This window comes from Herbiconiux sp. SALV-R1, assembly GCF_013113715.1.
Lineage (GTDB): Bacteria > Actinomycetota > Actinomycetes > Actinomycetales > Microbacteriaceae > Herbiconiux.
The window spans coordinates 412,917-432,405 of the sequence record NZ_CP053344.1; the positions used below are offsets into that span (position 1 = coordinate 412,917).

19 protein-coding genes are annotated in these 19,489 nt (G+C 70.5%); 3 read left to right on the forward strand and 16 right to left on the reverse strand.

Features of this window, described 5'->3' with window-relative positions; genetic code table 11:
* Nucleotide 1: 1 nt before the first annotated feature.
* The 6 genes from HL652_RS02120 to HL652_RS02145 all read right to left on the reverse strand — a co-directional run bounded on the left by HL652_RS02120 (nucleotide 2) and on the right by HL652_RS02145 (nucleotide 5,206).
* Nucleotides 2–1,126 carry a mandelate racemase/muconate lactonizing enzyme family protein gene (locus HL652_RS02120; protein ID WP_253743595.1) on the reverse strand — a complete coding sequence of 375 codons (1,125 nt, stop codon included), beginning with the start codon at nucleotides 1,124–1,126 and terminating at the stop codon, nucleotides 2–4.
* A gap of 127 nt (nucleotides 1,127–1,253) precedes the next feature.
* Entirely contained in the window at nucleotides 1,254–2,012 is a 759-nt protein-coding gene (locus HL652_RS02125) for an SDR family oxidoreductase (protein WP_171703775.1), read from the reverse strand.
* Nucleotides 2,009–3,031 (reverse strand): zinc-dependent alcohol dehydrogenase, encoded by a 1,023-nt coding sequence (locus tag HL652_RS02130; protein WP_171703776.1) that lies wholly within the window; start codon nucleotides 3,029–3,031, stop codon nucleotides 2,009–2,011. The genes HL652_RS02125 and HL652_RS02130 overlap by 4 nt, the downstream gene beginning before the upstream one ends.
* Complete coding sequence (locus tag HL652_RS02135; RefSeq protein ID WP_171703777.1) at nucleotides 3,028–3,951, reverse strand: amidohydrolase family protein; 924 nt, start codon at nucleotides 3,949–3,951, stop codon at nucleotides 3,028–3,030. The genes HL652_RS02130 and HL652_RS02135 overlap by 4 nt, the downstream gene beginning before the upstream one ends.
* Nucleotides 3,948–4,904: an aldo/keto reductase gene (locus HL652_RS02140; protein WP_171703778.1), complete on the reverse strand. Its 957-nt coding sequence runs from the start codon at nucleotides 4,902–4,904 to the stop codon at nucleotides 3,948–3,950. The genes HL652_RS02135 and HL652_RS02140 overlap by 4 nt, the downstream gene beginning before the upstream one ends.
* Before the next feature lie 65 nt (nucleotides 4,905–4,969).
* Nucleotides 4,970–5,206: a hypothetical protein gene (locus HL652_RS02145; protein ID WP_171703779.1), complete on the reverse strand. Its 237-nt coding sequence runs from the start codon at nucleotides 5,204–5,206 to the stop codon at nucleotides 4,970–4,972.
* Between the two features lie 206 nt (nucleotides 5,207–5,412).
* Here HL652_RS02145 and HL652_RS02150 point away from each other — a divergent pair, with 206 nt between their 5' ends.
* On the forward strand, nucleotides 5,413–6,357 hold the full coding sequence (locus HL652_RS02150; RefSeq protein WP_171703780.1) for a siderophore-interacting protein: 945 nt from the start codon (nucleotides 5,413–5,415) through the stop codon (nucleotides 6,355–6,357).
* Nucleotides 6,358–6,440: 83 nt separating this feature from the next.
* Here the strand turns inward: HL652_RS02150 and HL652_RS02155 are convergent, their stop codons facing one another.
* From HL652_RS02155 to HL652_RS02190, 8 genes are read right to left on the reverse strand one after another with little or no spacing between them, the layout of a single operon-like run.
* On the reverse strand, nucleotides 6,441–7,592 hold the full coding sequence (locus HL652_RS02155; protein ID WP_216603967.1) for a zinc-binding dehydrogenase: 1,152 nt from the start codon (nucleotides 7,590–7,592) through the stop codon (nucleotides 6,441–6,443).
* Nucleotides 7,589–8,026 (reverse strand): type II 3-dehydroquinate dehydratase, encoded by a 438-nt coding sequence (locus tag HL652_RS02160; RefSeq protein ID WP_171703781.1) that lies wholly within the window; start codon nucleotides 8,024–8,026, stop codon nucleotides 7,589–7,591. The genes HL652_RS02155 and HL652_RS02160 overlap by 4 nt, the downstream gene beginning before the upstream one ends.
* Nucleotides 8,023–8,838, reverse strand: coding sequence for a hypothetical protein (locus HL652_RS02165; RefSeq protein ID WP_171703782.1), 816 nt, complete (start codon nucleotides 8,836–8,838; stop codon nucleotides 8,023–8,025). Before HL652_RS02165 ends, HL652_RS02160 begins: the two co-directional genes overlap by 4 nt.
* Nucleotides 8,835–9,767, reverse strand: a complete 933-nt coding sequence (locus HL652_RS02170; protein ID WP_171703783.1) for a fumarylacetoacetate hydrolase family protein — start codon at nucleotides 9,765–9,767, stop codon at nucleotides 8,835–8,837. Before HL652_RS02170 ends, HL652_RS02165 begins: the two co-directional genes overlap by 4 nt.
* A complete protein-coding gene (locus HL652_RS02175) occupies nucleotides 9,764–10,594 on the reverse strand; it encodes an ABC transporter ATP-binding protein (RefSeq protein WP_171703784.1) in 831 nt (276 codons plus the stop codon). The genes HL652_RS02170 and HL652_RS02175 overlap by 4 nt, the downstream gene beginning before the upstream one ends.
* A gap of 11 nt (nucleotides 10,595–10,605) precedes the next feature.
* Nucleotides 10,606–11,637 (reverse strand): ABC transporter substrate-binding protein, encoded by a 1,032-nt coding sequence (locus HL652_RS02180; RefSeq protein ID WP_171703785.1) that lies wholly within the window; start codon nucleotides 11,635–11,637, stop codon nucleotides 10,606–10,608.
* A 54-nt stretch (nucleotides 11,638–11,691) separates the two neighbouring features.
* Nucleotides 11,692–12,567 carry an ABC transporter permease gene (locus HL652_RS02185; RefSeq protein ID WP_171703786.1) on the reverse strand — a complete coding sequence of 292 codons (876 nt, stop codon included), beginning with the start codon at nucleotides 12,565–12,567 and terminating at the stop codon, nucleotides 11,692–11,694.
* A 10-nt stretch (nucleotides 12,568–12,577) separates the two neighbouring features.
* The gene (locus HL652_RS02190) at nucleotides 12,578–13,594 is read right to left on the reverse strand and encodes an NAD-dependent epimerase/dehydratase family protein (RefSeq protein ID WP_171703787.1); all 1,017 of its coding nucleotides are present in this window, start codon (nucleotides 13,592–13,594) and stop codon (nucleotides 12,578–12,580) included.
* Between the two features lie 108 nt (nucleotides 13,595–13,702).
* Here HL652_RS02190 and HL652_RS02195 point away from each other — a divergent pair, with 108 nt between their 5' ends.
* Nucleotides 13,703–14,893 carry a PucR family transcriptional regulator gene (locus tag HL652_RS02195; RefSeq protein WP_171703788.1) on the forward strand — a complete coding sequence of 397 codons (1,191 nt, stop codon included), beginning with the start codon at nucleotides 13,703–13,705 and terminating at the stop codon, nucleotides 14,891–14,893.
* Nucleotides 14,894–14,983: 90 nt separating this feature from the next.
* A complete protein-coding gene (locus tag HL652_RS02200; protein WP_171703789.1) occupies nucleotides 14,984–17,437 on the forward strand; it encodes a hypothetical protein in 2,454 nt (817 codons plus the stop codon).
* A gap of 56 nt (nucleotides 17,438–17,493) precedes the next feature.
* On the opposite strand, the gene HL652_RS02205 is transcribed toward HL652_RS02200, so the two are convergent.
* Nucleotides 17,494–18,492, reverse strand: coding sequence for a hydroxyacid dehydrogenase (locus HL652_RS02205; protein ID WP_216603968.1), 999 nt, complete (start codon nucleotides 18,490–18,492; stop codon nucleotides 17,494–17,496).
* On the reverse strand, nucleotides 18,489–19,469 hold the full coding sequence (locus HL652_RS02210; protein WP_171703790.1) for an acetylxylan esterase: 981 nt from the start codon (nucleotides 19,467–19,469) through the stop codon (nucleotides 18,489–18,491). The genes HL652_RS02205 and HL652_RS02210 overlap by 4 nt, the downstream gene beginning before the upstream one ends.
* Between the last annotated feature and the right edge of the window lie 20 nt (nucleotides 19,470–19,489).

A 19,489-nucleotide genomic window follows, 5' to 3' on the forward strand; every position in this document is an offset into this window, starting at 1 on the left:
TCTAGATGCTGAGGGGTGCCGGCGTTGAGTCGGCCTCAGGCGCGTCTGCCGTGAGCATCAGGCCCGCGCGGACGGGGCGTACGTGAGGGCCGGCGGCCTGCATCCAATCGCCTTGTTCGCGAGCGGACTCGATGGCCGCCTCGTCGATGCGCAGGCCGGCACCGGGGGCGTCGCCCAGCACGATGCCCCCGTCGACGAACTCCTCGTCGACGACGACCCCGAAGGGCGCCGCGAGATCTTGCACCTCGGCCGTCAGGTGGTTCGGCACCGAGGCGGCGGCATGGGTGACGGCGGGGTTGCTCGTCAGGCCGACCGGGCTGATCGGTAGGTCGCGCGCGTGCGCGGCGTAGGCCAGTCGGATGAAGTGGGTGATTCCCCACACGGCGCCCGACTGCACGATGTCGACACCGCCGAGGTCGAACAGGCTGCGGAACTGCTCGAGACCCGTGAGGTTCTCGCCCGTGGCGACCGCCGCGTTCACGGCCCGCGAGAGGCGGGCGTGGCCGTGGGCATCCCAGCGGCGCAGCGGCTCCTCGATCCAGGTGAGATCGACCTCGGCTTCGACGGCGCTGACGTATCGCACCGCCTGCTTGAGGTTCCACGACTCGTTCGCGTCGAGCATGAGGGCGGGGCGTGCCGTGTTGCGGGCGAGGGCGCCCCGCACGATGTCGAGCCGGCGCAAATCGGTCTCGACGTCGCGCCCGCCCTTGAGCTTGCCGCTCGTGAAACCGCGGTCGGCCATCGACTCGTAGAAGTCCGCCAGCCGCTCGTCGCTCAGCGCGATGTCGAGACCGGATGCGTAGCCGGGCACGAAGCGGTCGGTGGCTCCGAGTAGGCGCCAGAGCGGTTCGCCGACCAGCTTCGCCTTGATGTCCCAGAGTGCGGCGTCGAAGGTGGCGACGCCGCCGAAGGTGGCACCGTTGTGGCCTGCCTTGAAGACGTGGGCGAGCATCCGGTCGTAGAGGGCGGAGACGCCGCGGGGGTCTTGGCCCTCGAGGGCGGGGAAGATACGCGCCAGGTCGTGGTCGGAGCCGAGCGCGACGCCCTCGACGCCCTCGTCGGTCTCGATGATGACGACCGGAACCTCGGTGATGCCGGATGCGATGAAGCCGTTGACGTCGCCCACCGGTCGCCCCCAGTCACGGTGGGTGCGAACGGTTCGGTAGCCCGTGATTTTCATATCGTCCTTGACATCGGTGAAGCGGATTCAGGATAGAGCATACATCATATGAACGATGAACCACCAGCTCGCGTCAGCGACCGAGCCAGCCCCCGTCGACGGGGATTACGATGCCGTCGACGTAGTCGGACGCGGGCGACGCGAGGAACACCGTCGCGCCGGCGAGATCGCTCGCCTCGCCCCAGCGGCCCGCCGGGATGCGCGCCAGGATCGCCTCCGACCGCTCGGCGTCGGCGCGGAGGGCTTCGGTGTTGTCTGTGGCGATGTAGCCGGGGGCGATCGCGTTCACGTTGACGCCCCGCACCGACCACTCGTTCGACAGAGCCTTCGTGAGGCCCGCGATTCCCGATTTCGCCGCCGTGTAGCCCGGTACGTTGATGCCGCCCTGAAAGCTCAGCAGCGAGGCCGTGAAGATGATCTTGCCGCGGCCCCGCGCCAGCATCTGCGGCACCACGGCCTGAGTGAGCGCGAATTGGCTGGTGAGGTTCACCTGCAGCACGCGGTCCCAGGAGGAGAGCGGATGCTCGGCCGCCGGCGCCCGTTCGATGACCCCGGCATTGTTCACCAGGATGTCGACCCGGCGGCTCGCCAGGGTCTGACCCAGCTCGGACACGGCATCGGGGTCGGCGAAGTCGCAGGCGATGCCCTCGAAGCGGCGGCCGGCGCCCAGCACCGCGCTCTCGATCTCGCTGCCCGAGGCGGGCTGGGAGGCGCTCACTCCGATGATGTCGGCACCGGCCTCGGCGAGGGCGAGGGCCATGGCGAAGCCGATGCCGCGCCGTGCCCCGGTGACCACGGCGGTGGTTCCGGTGAGGTCGAACAGGCCGCTCATCGGGTGCCCGCCACGTCGACGAGGATCTTCATCGCCCTTCCCGACTCCAGGTCGGCGAAGGCTTCGGCGGTCTTCTCGAGCGGGACGACGCGTGTGATCAGCCGCTCGGCGGGGATCACCCCGTCGGCGATCAGCTGCACGGCCGTCTCGAAGTCGGCCCGCTGGTAGACGCGGGCGCCCAGGATGCGCAGCTCGCGCCAGAAGACGCGCTGCAGGTCGATCGGGCGCGGCGTGGGGTGGATGGCGACGACCACGAGGGTGCCGCGCACCTTCGCCAGGTCGGTGGCCCCGAGCACGGCGGCGGCCGCGCCCGACACCTCGAACACCACGTCGGCGCCGGCCCCGTCGGTCCACTCCTCGACGGCCTCGCGCTGGTCGTGTTCGCGCGGGTCGAGGGTGGAGAAGCCGAGCGCGGCGATCTGCGCGCGCCGCTTCTCGTCGAGCTCGATGACGAGCACCTCGGCGCCGGCGTGCCGGGCCACGGTCGCGATGAGCAGCCCGATCGGGCCGCCGCCGATGACGACGGCCCGGTCGCCCGGCTGCAGCTCGCTCCGGCGCACGTCGTGCACCGCGACGGCGACGGGCTCGATGAGCGCGGCGTGGTCGAGCGGGGTGCCGGTAGGGATGCGCACGAGGGTGCGCTCGGGCACGTTCCACAGTTGCTGCAGCGCGCCGGGGGAGTCGATGCCGATGAAGTCGAGGTTCTGGCAGATGTGCTCGTTGCCCGCTCGGCAGGCGGGGCAGGTGCCGTCCCAGTCGAGGGGCATGACGGTGACGACGTCGCCCACGGCCCAGTCGGTGACGCCCTCGCCGACCGCGGCGACGGTGCCGCTCATCTCGTGACCGAAGACGAGCGGGGTGCTCACCCGCGCATCCATGTTGCCGTGGACGATGTGGAGGTCGGTGCCGCAGAGGCCGGTGTAGGCGACCGCCACCTGCACCTCGCCCGGGGCGGGCGGGGTGGTGGGGAGGTCGACGCGGATGAGCTCGCGGTTGCCGGTGTAGACGAGGCCGTTCATGCGGTCGTCCTTTCGCTGGTGGGGTCGTCAGGGGTGGCGGCGGGGGTGTCGTCGTGGGCCTCGTCGGCCGGGGCGGGCGCCAGGCCATAGAACGCGGTGGCGGATGCGGAGAGCACTGCTGCGCGTTCGGCAGGGCTCCAGCCGCCGAGGATCTCGAGGAGGGCCTCGTGCACCCGCCGGTGGCCGCCGGCCAGTTCGGCGATGGGCCAGTCGCTGCCGTAGAGGAGGCGGTCGGCGCCGAAGATCTCGGCGGCGTCGTCGACGAAGGGGCGGATGTCGTCGACGCTCCAGGTGCGCATGTCGCCGACGGCGGGGTAGAGACCCGAGAGCTTCGCGTGCACCAGCGGATTCGCGGCGGCGGTGGCGAGAAGCTGTCGCCAGGTGGTGCGCTGCTCCGGGGTGCCGCCGATCGGCGGCTTGCCCAGGTGGTCGATGACGATGCGCAGCTCGGGGTGGCGCTCGAGCAGGGAGGGGATCTCGGCCAGGGCATCGGGCGATGCCGTGACGAAGTCGAGCGTCAGCCCCCCTTCTTCGAGAAGTGTCAGCGACGCATCCTGTTGCTCGCCCGCCAGCCAGCCGGGCTCGCGATCGTGGATGAGATTGCGGATGCCCACGATGAGGGGGTCGGCGGCGAAGTCGGGGAGCGCGGCTTCGACCGCGGCGGGGTCGTCGAGCGGCAGCCAGGCGACGATGCCCGCGACTCGCGCAGGGTGCTTCGCCGCTTCGGCGCGCATCACCTCGGTGTCGGCGGCGTTGTCGGCGGCCTGCACGAGCACGACACGGTCGGCGCCGGCGCTGTCGAGCGCGCCCGCGATGTCGTCGAGGAGCAGGGTTCGATCGATCGGGTGCAGCGCGTCGGTGAGCCAGGGGTAGGGTGCTCGGGTCGGGTTCCACACGTGCAGATGCGCGTCGATGATCATGCCGACTCCAGTTCTCGCCAGGCCTCGGCGGGGATGGGGGTGTCGTACCGGTCGAGGGTGCTCGTCACCTGCGCGGCCGTGCGCATGCCGATGACGACGGATGCGACGGCGTCGTCGCGGAGGGGGTACTGCACCGCGGCGTCGGGCAGGGTGACGCCGTGGCGCGTGCAGATCTCGGCGAGGTGCCGGGCGCGTTCGATCACGCTCGCGGGGGCGGGCCCGTAGTCGTAGGTGGCGTCGTCGGGCACCTCGGCACGGCTGAGCAGCCCCGAGTTGTAGACGGCGGCGGAGACGATGGCGACGCCGCGATCGAAGGCGAGGGGCAGGAGGCGCTCCTCGGCCGAGCGGTCGAAGAGGGTGTGGCGGCCGGCGACCATGACGACGTCGACGTCGCATCGCTCGACGAAGCGGGCGAGCATCTCGACCTGGTTCATGCCGGCGCCGATCGCGCCGACGACCCCCTCGTCGCGGAGCTCCATGAGCGCTCCGACGCCCGTCGTCGAGGCCTGCTCCCAGTGCTCGTCGGGGTCGTGGAGGTAGACGATGTCGACGCGGTCCATGCCGAGTCGGTCGAGGCTCGCCTCGAGCGAGCGCAGCACGCCGTCGCGAGAGAAGTCCCAGGCGCGCCGGTAGTCCGCGGGCACGGCGAAGCCGTCGTCGTCGAGCTCGCCGGCGGCGGCGCGCTCGGGGGTGGGGGCGAGCAGCCGGCCGACCTTGGTCGAGATGACGAGTTCGTCGCGCGGGCGACCGCGCAGCGCGGCACCGAGTCGACGCTCCGACAGCCCGAGGCCGTAGTGCGGGGCCGTGTCGAAGTAGCGGATGCCGCCCTCCCACGCCGCATCGACGGCGGCCGCCGCCTCCTCGTCGCTGGTCTCCCGATAGAGGTTGCCGAGCTGCGCAGCCCCGAACCCCACCTCCGACACGGCAAGCCCGCCCAGCACCCTCTGCAGCATCAAACCTCCTCGTTCGCCAATCATCATACATAATATGTGAGCGCACGGAAGGCGCCCGCGCCGCGTCAGGGCGGGCGCTGTTCGTAGGCGCCGTAGCGGTTGAGGGCTGCGGGGACGTGGGTGGTGGGGAGGGGGTAGCGGACGGCGTGGTCGGCGGCTTCGAGGGTGAGGAAGCGGCCGATGAGGAGGCGCTTGGCCGGGTCGATGTCGAAGGTGACGACGCGGTAGTGCTCGAGGGTGGTGCCGGGGTGGAGGCGGCGCACGAGGGCGGCGGGATAGCGCGGGTTGTCGCGGATGAGCACCCACTCGTCTCGACCTATTCGTATGGGCCCGTCGCCGAGCATTCTGCCCCTCCCGTGAGAAGCACGCCGGCCCGCGCACCTCGATGGTAGGCGCAGCCACCGACGACAGCAAAGCGGGCCGCCGAAGGTGATCTGACCAGCGGATGGCGCGGGTGATAGGTTAGGTGAGGCTTGCCTAGCATGGCGGCTGTCGACTGAAAGGCATCATGTCCACCGAGACCCAGACCCGTTCGCCGTACGTGCTCACGCTCGCCGAGGTGCGCGGGGTCGAACGGGTGTCGCCCGCGTACGTGCGGGTGACGTTCGGGGGAGTGGAGCTCGACGAGCTCGGCACGCCGGGCGAGGTGTTCGACTCGCGGATCAAGATCGTCTTCCCGCCCGAGTCGGGCGTGCTCGCGCCGATCGACCGCGCCTCCGACGACTGGTGGGGCGCCTACCTCGCCGTGCCCGAAGACGAGCGCGGGTCGATGCGCACCTACTCCATCCGCGAACTGCGCGTCACCGACGAGGGCACCGAGGTGGACGTCGACTTCGTGCTGCACCTCGCTCCCGGGCTCAGTGGCCCGGCGTCGCGGTGGGCGGATGCGGCGACGGTCGGCGACTCGGTGATGATCGTCGGTCCGCGGCGCGGCTGCTCCGACCACGGGGGCATCGAGTGGGAGCCGCGCGAGGCCGGCACGGTGCTGCTCGCGGGCGACGAGACGGCGGCGCCGGCGATCGCCCGCATCCTCGAAGACTCGCCGAGCGAGCTGCGCGGCATCGCGTTCATCGAGGTGCCGTCGGCCGCCGACGAGCTGCCGATCGCCGCTCCTGCCGGGTTCGAGGTGCGCTGGCTCGCGCGCGGCGAGGAGCCGCACGGCTCGCGCCTCATTCCGACCGTGCTCGACCACCTCGGCGACACGGATGCGGGCGACATCGCCGTGACCGACATCGAGGGCGAAGACACCGTGTGGGAGACGCCCGACTACTCCGGGCTCGGCGAGGAGATCGCGCCCGCCGAGGCGCCCGCGAGCGACTGCTACTACTGGATCGCCGGCGAGAGCGGCGTCGTCACCACCCTCCGCCGCCACCTCGTGAAAGACCTCGGTGTCGACCGCGCCCAGGTCGCCTTCATGGGCTACTGGCGCCGCGGCGTCGCGATGCGCGGCTGAGCGGCCGCGCCGGCGCGCCGGGCGCACGCGACGCGCGGCGGCCGCCGCAGCTCAGCGCGTGAGCGTGCAGCGGTCGCGCCGGCTCACCGCCCCATCGTCACGATCGCCCGCCCCGAGATCTCGCCGCGGTCGAGCGCCGCGTACGCCTCACCCACCTCCTCCAGCGAGTAGCGCCGCGTCACCGCGCGGTCGACGTCGTACCCGCCCGAGGCGGCCATCTCGACGACCTTCGGCAGGTCGCGCCGCGTGCGGGCCCCGAACGACCCCATGATCACCTGGCCCCGCCGCACGAGCGGTGTGATCGGCACGGCGGCCGCCGCAGCCCCCGCGGCGATGCCCACCGCGACCATCCGCCCGCCCTCTCGCAGGAGCGACACCGCGAGCTCGAAGGTCTGCGGCCGGCCGAGCGCCTCGAACGCGACGCTCACCCCTTTACCGCCGGTGACCTCGCGCACGCGCGCAACTGCATCCTCCCGGGTCGAGTTGACGACCACGTCGGCCCCGAGCTCCCGCGCCGCGGCGAGCTTGGTGTCGTCGACGTCGATCGCGATGATGGGCGACGCCCCGAGGTGCTTGCCGACCTGGATGAGGCTCGACCCGACCCCTCCCACCGCGACGATCGCCATCGACTCCCCGGCGACGATCTCCGACTTCGCCACGGCGCCGTAGGCGGTGAACGCCGCGCAGCCGAGCACGGCAGCCTCCTCGAAGCTCAGACCCGACGGCAGCGGCGCCAGTGCCGACAGCGGAACGATCGCGTACTCGGCCAGACCGCCCATCGAGTACATCGACAGCCGGCTCCCGTCAGACCGGTGGAGTCGCGTCGTGCCGTCGAAGAGGTTGCCCTTCAGCCGGTTCTCGCCGAAGAACGCCTCGCACATGTCGTCGCGGCCCGCCCGGCACATCTCGCACTCCGTGCACGGCATGATGAACGCTCCGACGACACGCTGCCCGGGTGTCAGCGCGGTCTCGCTCCCCGCCCCGATCTCGACGATCGTGCCGCTGACCTCGTGCCCCATCACGGCGGGCGGCGGGAACGCCACCTCCGCCTTCATGACGTGCAGGTCGGTGTGGCACACCCCGCACGCGGCGACCTCGATGAGGGCCTCGCCCCGCTGCGGCACCGGCACCGGAATCGACTCGACCACGACGTCGGGCGAGCCGCCGTTCCAGATCGCCGCCCGCATCGTCGCGGGCACCCCCGGTCGATCCGCGCCCGACACTTCGCGATTCATTTCGCCCCGATCTTCGACAGCAACGCCTGGAGCGCATGACGATACCCGAACCACCCCGCCCCGGCGAAGTACACCGTCGCGATCTCGGCGAACACGTCGTGCCGCCGCCACTCCTCCCGCGCGTGCACGTTGGAGAGATGGATGATCGCCACCGGCACCCCGCACTCGTTCAGCGCATCCCGCAGCGACAAGCCGTAGTTCGTGAGCCCGGCCGGGTTGCACACCACTCCGTCGATCTCGCCCTCGACCGACTGCAGCCAGTCGATCATCGCCCCCTCGTGGTTCGACTGGAAGTGCACCAGCTCCACCCCGATCTCACCGGCGAGCACATCGAGGTCGGCGACGATGTCGGGCAGCGTCACCGTGCCGTAGACCTCCGGTTTGCGCACGCCGAGGCGGTTGAGATTGGGCCCCTGCAGCACGGCGATCTTCATGACATGTCCTTTCCAGACGGTGAGAGGGCGGCAGAGCGGATGCCCGCCACGAGTTCCGCAGGCCGCTCGGCCGCGAAGAAGTCGGCCGAGTAGGCGACGCCCGCTGCCCCGGCGTGCGCGCCCTCGGCCACACGCCGCACAGCGTGGTCGGCCGAGATCGGCGGGGTCGAGGCCAGCAGCACGGGCACGCCGGCAGACCCGATCACCCGGTCGACGTCGCCCTCGGCGGGCTGCTCCACCTTCACCGCGTCGGCGCCGAGCTCTTCGGCGGTGCGGATTCCCCAGATCAGGTGTGCCGCATCCCGCTCCTGGCCCTCCGCGTTCGTGCCGCGGATGAGTGGCTCCAGGATGCACGCCAGCCCCACGGCGTGCGCCTCACGAACCGCGCGGGCTGCACGATCGACGTAGTCGGCCTCGACCCGCGGGTCGCCGTGGCCGAGAAGGCAGTAGTGGATGACGGCATCCGCTCCGCTCGCCGCAGCCTCTGCGGCGGTCGACACCGTGACCCCGACACCGTCGGTGACCGGGCTGAGCTGGGCCCCACGCCATTGGCTGCACCAGTCGAGGCGCACCACCAGGGCGAGTTCGGGCCGCGCGGCGAGTGTCTCGGCGAAGGTCGGGACGGCCGCCTGGGTGAGGAGGATGCCGTCGACGTCGAGCTCCGCGAACGGCCGGAGCTCGTCCAGCCTCCGCGTGGCAGCCGGAGGGCCGATCTGCAGCCCGACGTCGGCGCAGACGAACACCGAGAAGGAGTCGCTCCTCAGCAGCCGACGTCGCCGCCGCACCGCTGGAAGCGATCCGGCCACGCTCACGCCCGCGCCCCGTGCAGCGCGCCCGTGGGCACCTCCGCGTCGCGCACCACCGCGTTCCGCAACACCCCGATGCCCTCGATGTACGCCTCCACCACGTCGCCGTCGCGGAGGAACACCGGAGGGGTGCGGGTGAACCCGACACCGGCCGGTGTTCCAGTGGCGATGACGTCACCGGGCTCGATCGGCCAGAACTGCGAGAGATGACTGATCAGCTCGGCGACCCCGAAGATCATCTCGTCGGTCGAGGAGTTCTGCAGTGTCTCCCCGTTCACCCGGAGGCCGATCCGCAGCCCGCGCGCGTCGCCCAGCTCGTCGGCCGTCACGAGCGCGGGCCCCATCGGCCCGAAGGTCGGGAACGACTTCGCCGTCATCCACTGGCTCGTGCGGGCCTGCCAGTCTCGGGCGCTCACGTCGTTCATCACGGTGTAGCCGGCCACCGCGCGCAGTGCCTCCTGCGGTGTGACGTCGAACACGCGTCGGCCGATCACGACGGCCAGCTCAGCCTCGTAGTCCACCTCGTCAGACGACTCCGGCAGCGTGATCGCGGTGCCGCCGGCCACCACCGACGAGCGGTGCTTCGCGAACACCACCGGCTGGGTCGGGATGGGCGCCCCGGTCTCGGTGGCGTGGTCGCGGTAGTTGAGGCCGATGCAGATGACCGAGCGCGGGTGCGGCACCGGCGCGAGCACCTCGAAGTCGCCGATGGGCCGCCAGTCCTCCGGCGCCGCTTCGGCCTGCACGGCCTTCAGCCGCTCGGCCCAGAACTGCCAGTCGTCGAGGAGGTCGTTCATCGACACCGGAACCGTCGAGCCGGTGCCCGCGCCGTTGCCAGCCGCGATGACGGGGAGCACGAGCTCGGTGCCGTCGTCGGCGCTGGTCACCAGAGCCGCCGCGGCGAATCCGGTTCGATCGATCGAGATGAGTCTCATGATGCCTTCTTCGTCGTGGCGTGGTCGGTGACGCCCAGCAGGCGCCGGATCTCGCGGCTCACCCGATCGACCTCGGGATGCTCGTCGTCGTCGAGCAGCCGCGGCCGGGGGCGCGTCATCTCGTACTCGGCGAGGATCTGGCCGGGTCGCCGCGACATGACGATCACGCGATCGGAGAGCAGGGTCGCCTCCTGGATGGAGTGGGTGATGAACAGCACGGTGGGCCGCCGCTGCATCCACAGGTCTTGCAGGTCGTAGCACATCTGCTCCCGGGTGAGGGCGTCGAGTGCCCCGAACGGCTCGTCCATCATGATGAGCGGAGGCTCGTGCAGCAGAGCGCGGCAGATGCCGACCCGCTGCTGCATGCCGCCGGAGAGCTCGTGGGGGCGACGGTTCTCGAAGCCGCTGAGCCCCACCTGCGCGAGGAGGGACTTCGCCTTCTCGGTCGCCTGCTGCTTGGGCATCGAGCGCATCTCGGCCTGCAGCAGCACGTTCGACAGCACCGAGCGCCAGTCCATCAGCAGGGGGTTCTGGAAGACGATGCCCAGGTCGCTGTGCGGCTTGGTGATGGGTGCCCCGCCGATCGTCACTCCACCGGCGCTCGGGCGGATGAGGCCGGCGACCGCCTTGAGCAGTGTCGACTTTCCGCATCCCGACGGCCCGACGACCGAGACGAACTCGCCCGCCCCGATGGAGAGGTCGATCGGGCCCAGGGCGTGCACCGGCCCCCCGCTCGTCTCGTACTCGATCTCGAGCCCCCTCACGTCGATGGGAGTGCCGGCTCCGGGGGAGGGGCGGAGTGGGTTCGTGGTGTCCACCGTGCTCATCGTGGGCTCGCTCACTTGATGTAGTCGTTGGTGTAATAGGCGTCGAGCGAATCGGCCGGGCTGAGACCCGCGTAGGTCGACAGGATGTCTTCTGTCGCGGCCCAGTCGCCCTCGTCGCTCTGGCAGATGGGCGAGCCCTCCGTGGCCTCGGTGTGCAGCAGCGGCACGGCAGCGGTGATCTGGGTGAGGGCGAGCTCGCGGTCGAAGCTCGGCACCCCGGCGACGAAGTCGTCGGCCGCCTTCTCGGGGTTGTCGACCACGAACTGCGCCGACTCCTGGGTGGCCGCGATGAAACGCGTGAGCAGGTCTTCGTTCTCGGCCGCCCAGTCCTTGTTCACCACGATGCCCATGCTGAGCGTGTCGACCCCGAGATCGGAGAAGGCGAGGTAGTCCATCTTCTCGCCGGAGCTCTGCTCGATCGCCGGCAGCTGCAGCGTGTAGTAGCCGAGGAACGCGTCGGATGCGCCGGTGAGTACCGAACTCTGTTTCGCCGCCGGGTCGGCGAGACCGACCATGTTCACGTCGCTGTCTTGCAGGTCGTTGGCGGCGAGCACGGCCGGGAAGATCTGCGACAGGGAGTCGCCCGGGGTCACCGCGATCGTCTTGCCCTTGAGGTCGTCGATGCCGGTGATGCCCGCCGAGGCGGGGAAGATCGCCGACATCGGATTGCGCTGGGCGAGCACGCACACCGCCTGCACGGGGAGGCCCTTGCTCACGCCGCCCATCATCGTTCCTGAATCGACCAGCCCGACCGGATCGCTTCCCGAGGCCACCAGCTGCAGCGTCGACGCCGAACCGGTGCCCTCCTGGGGCTGCAGCTCGATGCCGTGCTCGGCGTAGATGCCCTCTTCCATGCCGGCGAAGAACCAGGGGTGATCGGCGGCCTCGAAGGTCCAGTTGAGGCGGATGGGGAGCACGTCGAGCTCGCCGCTTCCGCTGGTGGCGGGCGAGTCGGCGGGCGTGGTGCCGGAACAGGCGGCGAGGGCCAGTGCTGCGGAGCCGGCGAGCACGAGCGACGCCAGCCGGGCGGGTTTCTTGTTCACGGATCTCTCCTTTGAGATGTGTGCTGCAGGATGGGGTGGTGCGGACGGGGTGGATCAGACGGCGGGCCCGGTGGTGACGGTGCCCTCCGAGCGCTGCGAGACGTGCCAGGGGATGACGAGCCGTTCCACCAGGGAGACGGCGTAGTAGAGCACGAGACCGAGCACCGTCAGGATGGCGATCGCTGCGAACAGCAGGGGCGTGTCGAGGTTGGCGTTCGCGCGCAGGAGCAGGTACCCGAGCCCCTGGGTGGCGCCGACGAACTCGCCCACCACCGCGCCGACGACCGCGAGCGTGATGGCCACCTTCACGCCGGCGAAGACGTGGGGGAGCGCGGCGGGCAGCCGCACCTTGCGGAAGATCGACCAGGTGCCGCCGCCCATCGAGCGCACGAGGCTCGCCATGTCGGGGTTCGACGAACGCAACCCGGTCATCGTGTCGAGCAGGATTGGGAAGAAGCAGATCAAGAAGGTGACGAGCACCTTCGGCAGGATGCCGAACCCGAACCACACCACGAACAGCGGCGCCAGCGCGATCTTCGGCACGGTCTGCAGCAGCACGATGAAGGGGTACACGATCGTCTCGAACCAGCGGAACGACACCAGCAGCATGGCCACCGGGATGCTCACGAGCACGGCGATGCTGAAGCCGGCGAGCACCTCGCCCGTCGTGACGAGCGTGGCCGTCCAGAGCTCGTCGCGGTTCGTCCAGAGCGACTCCGCCGCGTCGACCGGCGTGGGCAGGATGTAGGTGGGCAGGTCGAACAGCACGGCGACGAGCTGCCAGACCAGCAGCACGAACAGCCCGACGGCCGCGGTGATGACCCAGCGGTAGTTCTTCGACCAGGCGCCTCTGCGACGCGGCGGTGACGTGGTGACGGGGGAGTCCCCGTCGTCGGCGAGCTGCGTGGCAGCGGTGGCGGTGTTCGTCATCGCGGCAGCCTCAGAACTCGCCGTCGCGCTGCTGGAACTTCGTGGGCTTGCCGATGGTGGGGCCGGATGCGGCGACCCAGTCGCCGACCCGCTCGATCATCTGCGCCAGCGTCGTGGAGGGGAAACCGAACTCGGTCTGCAGCGACGAGCCGTCCATCACGTAGGCCGTTCCGGTCTCGACCCCGTCGAACACCGGCCGGGTTCCGAAGCGCTCGCCGAACCTCTCGGCGAGCCAGCGGATCGACACGATCTCGGGGCCGGTGATGTTGAGCCGGCGGGGAGGCGTCGAGGCCAGGTGCAGCGAACGGATGGCGTACTCCGCGACATCGCGCTGCCAGATGACGCTGGCGTGCCCCATGGCGAGCGGGATGGGCGTGCCGTCGTGCACGGCCTGGGCGATCTCCTGCAGTACGCCGTACCGGGTCTCGATCGAGTAACCGAGACGGAAGATCAGCAGCGGTGTTCCGTTCTTCAGCGAGAAGTGCTCGAAGATGCGTTCCCGACCGAGGCACGACATGGCGTACTCGCCGATCGGCCCCGACGCATCCGACTCCCGGGAGCCGCCGGTGGAGACGTCGGCGAGGGGGTAGGTGACGAGGGTGGAGAACGCCACGATGCGCGAGTCGCGGAACCGCTCGGCCACCCGGCCGGGCAGGTAGGAGTTCATCATCCAGGTGTGGTGCTCGTTGCCGGTGGTGCCGAACTTGTTGCCGGCCATGAAGATGACGTTCCGGGCCTCGGGCAGTCCGTCGAGCTCGAGGTCGTCGGTGAGGTCGGCGGGCACCACGTCGACGCCGTAGCTCTCGAGCGACTCGCGCGCGGCCGGGTCGCTGAAGCGGGCGACACCGAAGACCTTCTTGTCGACGCCCGCCTCCTCGATGGCACGGCGGGCCATGATGGCCACGCTGGGGCCGACCTTGCCTCCGACGCCCAGCACCATGATGTCGCCGTCGAGCCGGCCGATGTCGTCGATGAGTGCGGGGGTGGGAACCGTGAGGTCCGCTTCGATCTGCTGAATTGCCGTCATGGGCTTCTCCCGGTGTCTCGAGTGACTGCTCTGTCACTCCTCCACGCTTCCAGGTGGACCTTCCCAAATCGACGGGATGATTCCCAAGATCTCCTCTATGGTTTTGTGATGGTCTCCCAATCGTTTCGCTACGCACCCAACATCGAACTGCTCACCGCCCGAGCCGTCGACCTCATGTGGGACATCTACGAGGGGTACTCCGACGACGTCTTCGACAAGAAGGAGCTCATCCCCTCGGTGGCGAAGAACATCGACCTCGGGGTGCGCGTGCTGCGGCGCGGGAGCCCGCCGACCCGTGCGGAGTTGCTGCCGGGGCGCGACCTCGGAGGGCGCCGGGCGAGTCAGGGAGTGCCGCTCGAGTCGGTCATCCAGGCCTACCGGTCGACGGAGCGCACCATCATCCTCGACCTCTTCTCGGGGTCGCAGGCCTGGCCGGTCGAGCTCACCAGCCACTACGCCGATCTCATCATCAGCACCTTCGACCTGCTCACCCAGGAGATGATCAACTCCTATCGCGAGACCGCTTCGGCGATCGAGGCCGCTCAGCGCCGGGTCGAGAACGAGCTCGTGACCGCCATCGCGAACGGTGCAGTGCCCGCGGCGAGCGACCTCGACCGCTGGACGCACACGCTGAGGATCGAGCAGCAGGGGCCGTGGTTCTCGTTCGCGATCGGGAGCGTCCGCAACGCCGACCACGTCGAGGTGCTGCGCCTGCGCCAGCGGATCGCGGCGGCGGTGCAGGCCTACGTCATCGGCCCCGTGCTGTTCGGCGACATGGGCAGGCTGACGGTCGCGCTCGCCCGGCCTCGAGGGCGTGTGAACGACATTCCGCAGCTGCTCGCCCGGGTTCTCGAGGGTTTCGAGTCGGCCGCCGGGTACGCGATCGGGGTCGGAGGGGTGAGTGCCGATCTCGTCGCCGCGCAGGAGTCGTGCGAGGAGGCGAGGGATGCGGTGGCGGCCGCCCTCGGAGGGGTTCGCCCCGGCCGGGTGGTGCAGTTCGACGACGTTCTCGTCGAGGTGCTGCTGGCGCGGGAACCGGAGCTCGCCTCCCGGCTCGTCGAGAGCCGTCTCGGGGCGCTCCGCGAGCATCCGCACCTCATCGACACCCTCGAGGCCCTCGTCACCTGCAATCACTCCCAGGCCGCGGTGGCGAAGGCGCTGTTCGTGCACCCCAACACGGTGACCTATCGCATCAAGCGCATCCAGGAGCTCACCGGCTTCGACCCTCTCTCGATGGCGCACTTCTCCCAGATGGCGACGGCGTTGATGTGGCGGCGGATGGAGCGCGCCACCTCTTGACGCTGGGGCGGGCTCCGATTAGCGTGCCTCCGTATCCACTTTGTTTCTGCAACACAGTGAAACAACCGGCACAATTCAATGAGGAGTCCCGTGCGCATCCATCGAAATACGCCTCCTGTCCCTGATCGACACGTCTCCCGGCGAAGCCTGCTGCTGGGCACTCTCGTCGGCGCCACCGCGGTCGGCGCGGTCACCACCGCGGGGCAGGGCGTGCTGCCCGCCATCGGCACCGTGCCCGCCGCGAGCGGGCTGTTCGACCCGGCCCTGAACGGCCAGCACCCCCGCATCATCCTGGGCAGCCGGGTCTCGATGGCCGAACTGCAACGTCGTGCCGCGGCGCCGGCCTACGCCGGATTCGTGAACTCGATGCTCGGCTACGCGACGGCCCGCGCGGCGCTGCCGACCCTGACGGGCGCGGGGAACGACCAGCAGTGGCAGTCGGTGTACTGGGGTCTGCCGGAGCTCGCGATGTCGTACCTCATCACCGGCGACAGCGCCTACGCCACGAAGGTGCGCAACTGGACGCTCTACGTCGCCGACCCCGCCAACTTCCCCGACTGGGGAGTCGAGAACGGTGGGTCGATGTCGAACGCCGTGGGCCTCATCGGCGTCTCCCTCGCCTACGACTGGTGCTTCGAGCTGTTCTCGGAGGCGGAGCGCACGATGATCCGCGACAAGCTCGCCCTGCAGGCCGACCGTCTCATCGCGCAGTTCTCCAACACCGGCATCGCGAACGACGCCTACTGGAAGAACGATCCGCAGCCCAACCACCGGCACTTCCGCATCGACGGCGTGGTCGTCGCCGCTGCCGCCATTCATGGCGACGGTGCCGCCGACAGCTCCGAGAGCGACGACTACCGGCTGGAGTTCGGCCGCAGCCAGCTGCGTCAGGTGCTCAGCTGGATCTCGCCCGACGGGTCGCAGCACGAGAGCATCACCTACGCGACCTACGGCAACGAGCACCTGGTGCGCGCCGTCGATGTGCTGGAATCGGTCGGCAGCGGCGACCTGTGGGCGGAGCCCGAGATCCCGGGCATGGGGGCGTTCAAGATCGACGTGTCGCTGCCCAAGAACGTCGGGCAGTTCTCCTACGGCGACACCGACGGGTCGCTTTACTACTTCAACCCCTACCTTTGGCACATCGCCTCGAAGTACCAGGACTCGCAGCTGCAGGAGTTCCTGCAGCGGGTGTACCAATCAGGGCCCGCAGGCGTGAGCTCGTTCTTCTACAACGCCTGGAACCTGCTCTGGCACGACGACTCGCTGGCCGCCGCGGGGCTCGACGACCGGCAGACCACCCGGCTCTACCCCGACCTCGGCGTGCTCGCGTCGCGCTCCGACTGGAGCGACACCGGCGTCTCCCTGCACGTCAAGGCGGGGGTGATGGGCGGCGTTCGCCTCAACGAGTGGCGCGACCGGCTGGGCCCGAACTCCCGATACATCAACGTCGCCCACGACCATCCCGACGGCGGCCACTTCAGCCTCTCGTTCGGCGGCGCGATCTTCGGAGCCTACGCACCCTACGGCGCCTACCTCACGAAGCAGACCAACGCGGTCGTGGCGGGCTCCGACGTGGGTCAGGCCGGGGAACGGGCGTCGGGGTTCACGCAGCCGTACGCCGACATGCGTGGCCGGGCGAGCATCCCCGCCCTCAACGCGATCGGGGCCGACACCGTGGTCGTCGCCGACACCACGGGTCTCTACGCGGCCCCGAGCACCTCGGGCATCACGCGGGCCCGGCGCACGATCGCCTACGTCGACCGGCAGGCAGCGATCGTGCTCGACGACGTGACGGTCTCGTCGGCCCGCAACATCCACTCGCTGTTCCACAGCAAGGGCACGGTCTCGGCCGTCACCGGGGGGAGCGACATCGCCCAGACGGTCGGGTCGTCGACGGTCACCGCGCGATACCTGCAGTCGTCGCCCGACGCCGGCGCGACGTGCACCAACGGCGCCGGCCTGCTGCCGGAGCTCGGCACGACCTGGCGCACCACGGTGCCCGGCGCGAGCTCGGCGCGCATCGCGACGGCGCTGGTGCCGCAGCGCACGGCCGCCGACGCCGCGACGCTGAGCTCGGCCGCGAGCGGCAGCCAGTTCAGCGCCGAGCTCGCCCGGCCGAACCGGCTCGACACGGTGGCCATCGCGACGACGAGCGACGGATACGGCGCGCTCTCGGTCGCCGGAGCCTCCGGCAACGGCAGGGCGCTGCTGGTGCGCAGCGAGGGTTCGACGCCCGTGCCCACGACGCTGACGGCCGTCGACGCGACGTTCGTGGAGTTCGCCGGCGCCCGGGTCGAGGTGAACGGCGGGCGACGCAATCTCCGGCTCGCGACGAACGGCACGACGATCACCGTGCAGGTCGACGCCGTGACTCCGGGAGCGACCCCTGCCGCCAACCTCACGCTCGGGCTCCTCGACCCCGGTGCGTTCAGTGTGACGGTCGACGGCGAGCTGCGCGACTACTACACGGTGGGGTCGAACGGGCGCATCACGGTGAACCTCGAGCCGACGGCGGCGCACACGCTCATCTACGACCTGCCCTGAGGCGGGAGGTCGGAAGCCGAGTCGGCGGGTCTGCTCGAGGAGCAGGCCCGCCGGTCTCAGGCGAGAACGGGCAGCATGCGGTGGTCGATCGCTCCTTCGAGCGGCTCGCCGTGCGCGTACCGCCGGAGCTCCTCCACCATGAAGGCGCCGAGGGATGCGACCTCGGTGCCCTGCACGCCGGCAGCGTGCGGAGTGCAGAACACGTTGGGCAGCCGCAGCAGCAGGTCGCCCGGCGGCAGCGGCTCGGGGTCGGTGACGTCGAGTACGGCGTCGATGCGGCCGCTCGCGCACTCGAGGCGAAGTGCGTCGTGGTCGACGAGGGCCCCGCGGGCCGTGTTGACGAGCGTGGCGCCGTCTTTCATCAGCGCGAGGCGCCGTGCATCCATCATGCGGCGGGTTGCGGCGACATCCGGAGCGTGCAGCGACACGATGTCGCTCTGGGCGCACAGCTCGTCGAGCTCCACCTGCCGGGCGCCGAGCCCGGCGATGACGGCGGGATCGACCACGGGGTCGTACACCGAGACGTCCCAGTCGTCGGCGACGAGGCGCTCGATGACGCCACGCCCGATGGCCGACGCCCCGACGATGCCCACCGTCGTGCCCGGGCGGCCGCGACGACCGCGCACGGGCACGAACGACCCCTCGCGGTAGGTCTGCGCGAGCGGGAAGACGCGGTGCGCGGCGAGTGTGATCACGGCGACCGTGTACTCGACGACGGGCTGCGCACCGAGCGCCGCGGCCGAGGTGACCACGAGACCCGAGCGCCAGCCGGCGTCGTGCACCGTGCCCTTGATCGAGCCCGCCGCGTGGAAGACGGCGCGGAGTCGGGGTGCCCGGGCGAGTAGGGCTTCGTCGACGGGCAGGGCGCCCCAGCTCGTGACCAGCACCTCGGCCTCGTCGAGGCGCTCGGCGACCGGATCGTCGAGGCTTGCCAGCGGTCGGGGGTCGAGGAGCTCCACGACCTGCTCGAGCTCGGCGCGCAGGTCGGGTGGGAACACCTCGCACACGACGTCGGCCCACATCGACAGGAGGGCCTTGGGTCGCCCGGCGCTCATGCCGCGCACCTCGCGCGAACCCACTCCAGGGCCCGCCACGCCTGGTGGGCGCCGCCGCCCTCGTGGCCGTTGTAGGGGTAGACGGCGATCTCCTTGTCCGACCCCCGGTACCGGTTGAAGGCGGCGAAGACGGTGCGCGGCGCGCAGACCGAGTCGGCCAGCGCGACGGAAAACAGCGCCGGGGCCTCGGCGAGGGTGACGAGGTTCGCCACGTCGAAGTAGGAGAGGGTGTCGAGCACGGTGCGTTCCTGCTCACGGTTGACCATGAGGTACTGGAGCACCTCGCCGTAGCCCGAGGAGTAATCGGAGGTGAGCGCGAGCGCCTCGGGGAAGTCGCACAGGAACGGGACGTCGGTGACCACACCCGCGAGGTCGCCGAGCAGGCCGGCGGCCGCGAGCGCGATACCGCCGCCCTGGCTGACCCCACCCGCGAAGACGCGACTCGTCTCCACGTCGGGGATGCTCCGCATGGCCTCGACGGCCCGCACGGCGTCGACGAAGACCCGGCGGTAATAGTAGGTGGCGGGCGAGGAGATGCCGCGGGTGACCCAGCCAGCGGTCTCGGGGCCGGTGCCACCGTGCGGATCGGGGGTGGCGCCGGCCGTCCACGCGCCGCCCTGCCCTCGGGTGTCGACGGCGAGGTGCGCGAACCCCGCCTGCGGCCAGAGGCGCGGTTCGTGCGGGAGCCCGCGCCCGCCGCGATACCCGTGGAACTCCACGAACCCCGGCAGGGGCTCGTTCGCGGAGTGGGTGGGCAGCCGCAGCCACGCCCGGATGCGGTCGCCGCCGAACCCTGCGAAGGAGACGTCGAACACGCGGAGACCTGGGAACCCGAGCGCGACCTCCTCCCGCTCGACGTCGAGCGGCAGCTCACGGGCCCGGGCGAGAGTGTCGCCCCAGAACGACTCGAAGTCGGCGGGCAGCGTCAGCTCGGGGGAGTGCTCGCGGAGGCGCTCGAGGGGAAGGTCGAAGAGCATGGGGTCGGTCCTCGGGTGTC

Coding starts and splice junctions, on each gene's coding strand:
- HL652_RS02125 (WP_171703775.1), bottom strand. CDS start 2,012: ATGAGCGGCCTGTTCGACCTCACCGGAACCACCGCCGTGGTCACCGGG.
- HL652_RS02195 (WP_171703788.1), top strand. CDS start 13,703: ATGGTCTCCCAATCGTTTCGCTACGCACCCAACATCGAACTGCTCACC.
- HL652_RS02175 (WP_171703784.1), bottom strand. CDS start 10,594: ATGAGCACGGTGGACACCACGAACCCACTCCGCCCCTCCCCCGGAGCC.
- HL652_RS02135 (WP_171703777.1), bottom strand. CDS start 3,951: ATGATCATCGACGCGCATCTGCACGTGTGGAACCCGACCCGAGCACCC.
- HL652_RS02170 (WP_171703783.1), bottom strand. CDS start 9,767: ATGAGACTCATCTCGATCGATCGAACCGGATTCGCCGCGGCGGCTCTG.
- HL652_RS02185 (WP_171703786.1), bottom strand. CDS start 12,567: ATGACGAACACCGCCACCGCTGCCACGCAGCTCGCCGACGACGGGGAC.
- HL652_RS02205 (WP_216603968.1), bottom strand. CDS start 18,492: ATGAGCGCCGGGCGACCCAAGGCCCTCCTGTCGATGTGGGCCGACGTC.
- HL652_RS02160 (WP_171703781.1), bottom strand. CDS start 8,026: ATGAAGATCGCCGTGCTGCAGGGGCCCAATCTCAACCGCCTCGGCGTG.
- HL652_RS02140 (WP_171703778.1), bottom strand. CDS start 4,904: ATGCTGCAGAGGGTGCTGGGCGGGCTTGCCGTGTCGGAGGTGGGGTTC.
- HL652_RS02155 (WP_216603967.1), bottom strand. CDS start 7,592: ATGAATCGCGAAGTGTCGGGCGCGGATCGACCGGGGGTGCCCGCGACG.
- HL652_RS02210 (WP_171703790.1), bottom strand. CDS start 19,469: ATGCTCTTCGACCTTCCCCTCGAGCGCCTCCGCGAGCACTCCCCCGAG.
- HL652_RS02190 (WP_171703787.1), bottom strand. CDS start 13,594: ATGACGGCAATTCAGCAGATCGAAGCGGACCTCACGGTTCCCACCCCC.
- HL652_RS02150 (WP_171703780.1), top strand. CDS start 5,413: ATGTCCACCGAGACCCAGACCCGTTCGCCGTACGTGCTCACGCTCGCC.
- HL652_RS02130 (WP_171703776.1), bottom strand. CDS start 3,031: ATGAACGGCCTCGTCTACACCGGCAACCGCGAGCTCATCCGCGTCGAC.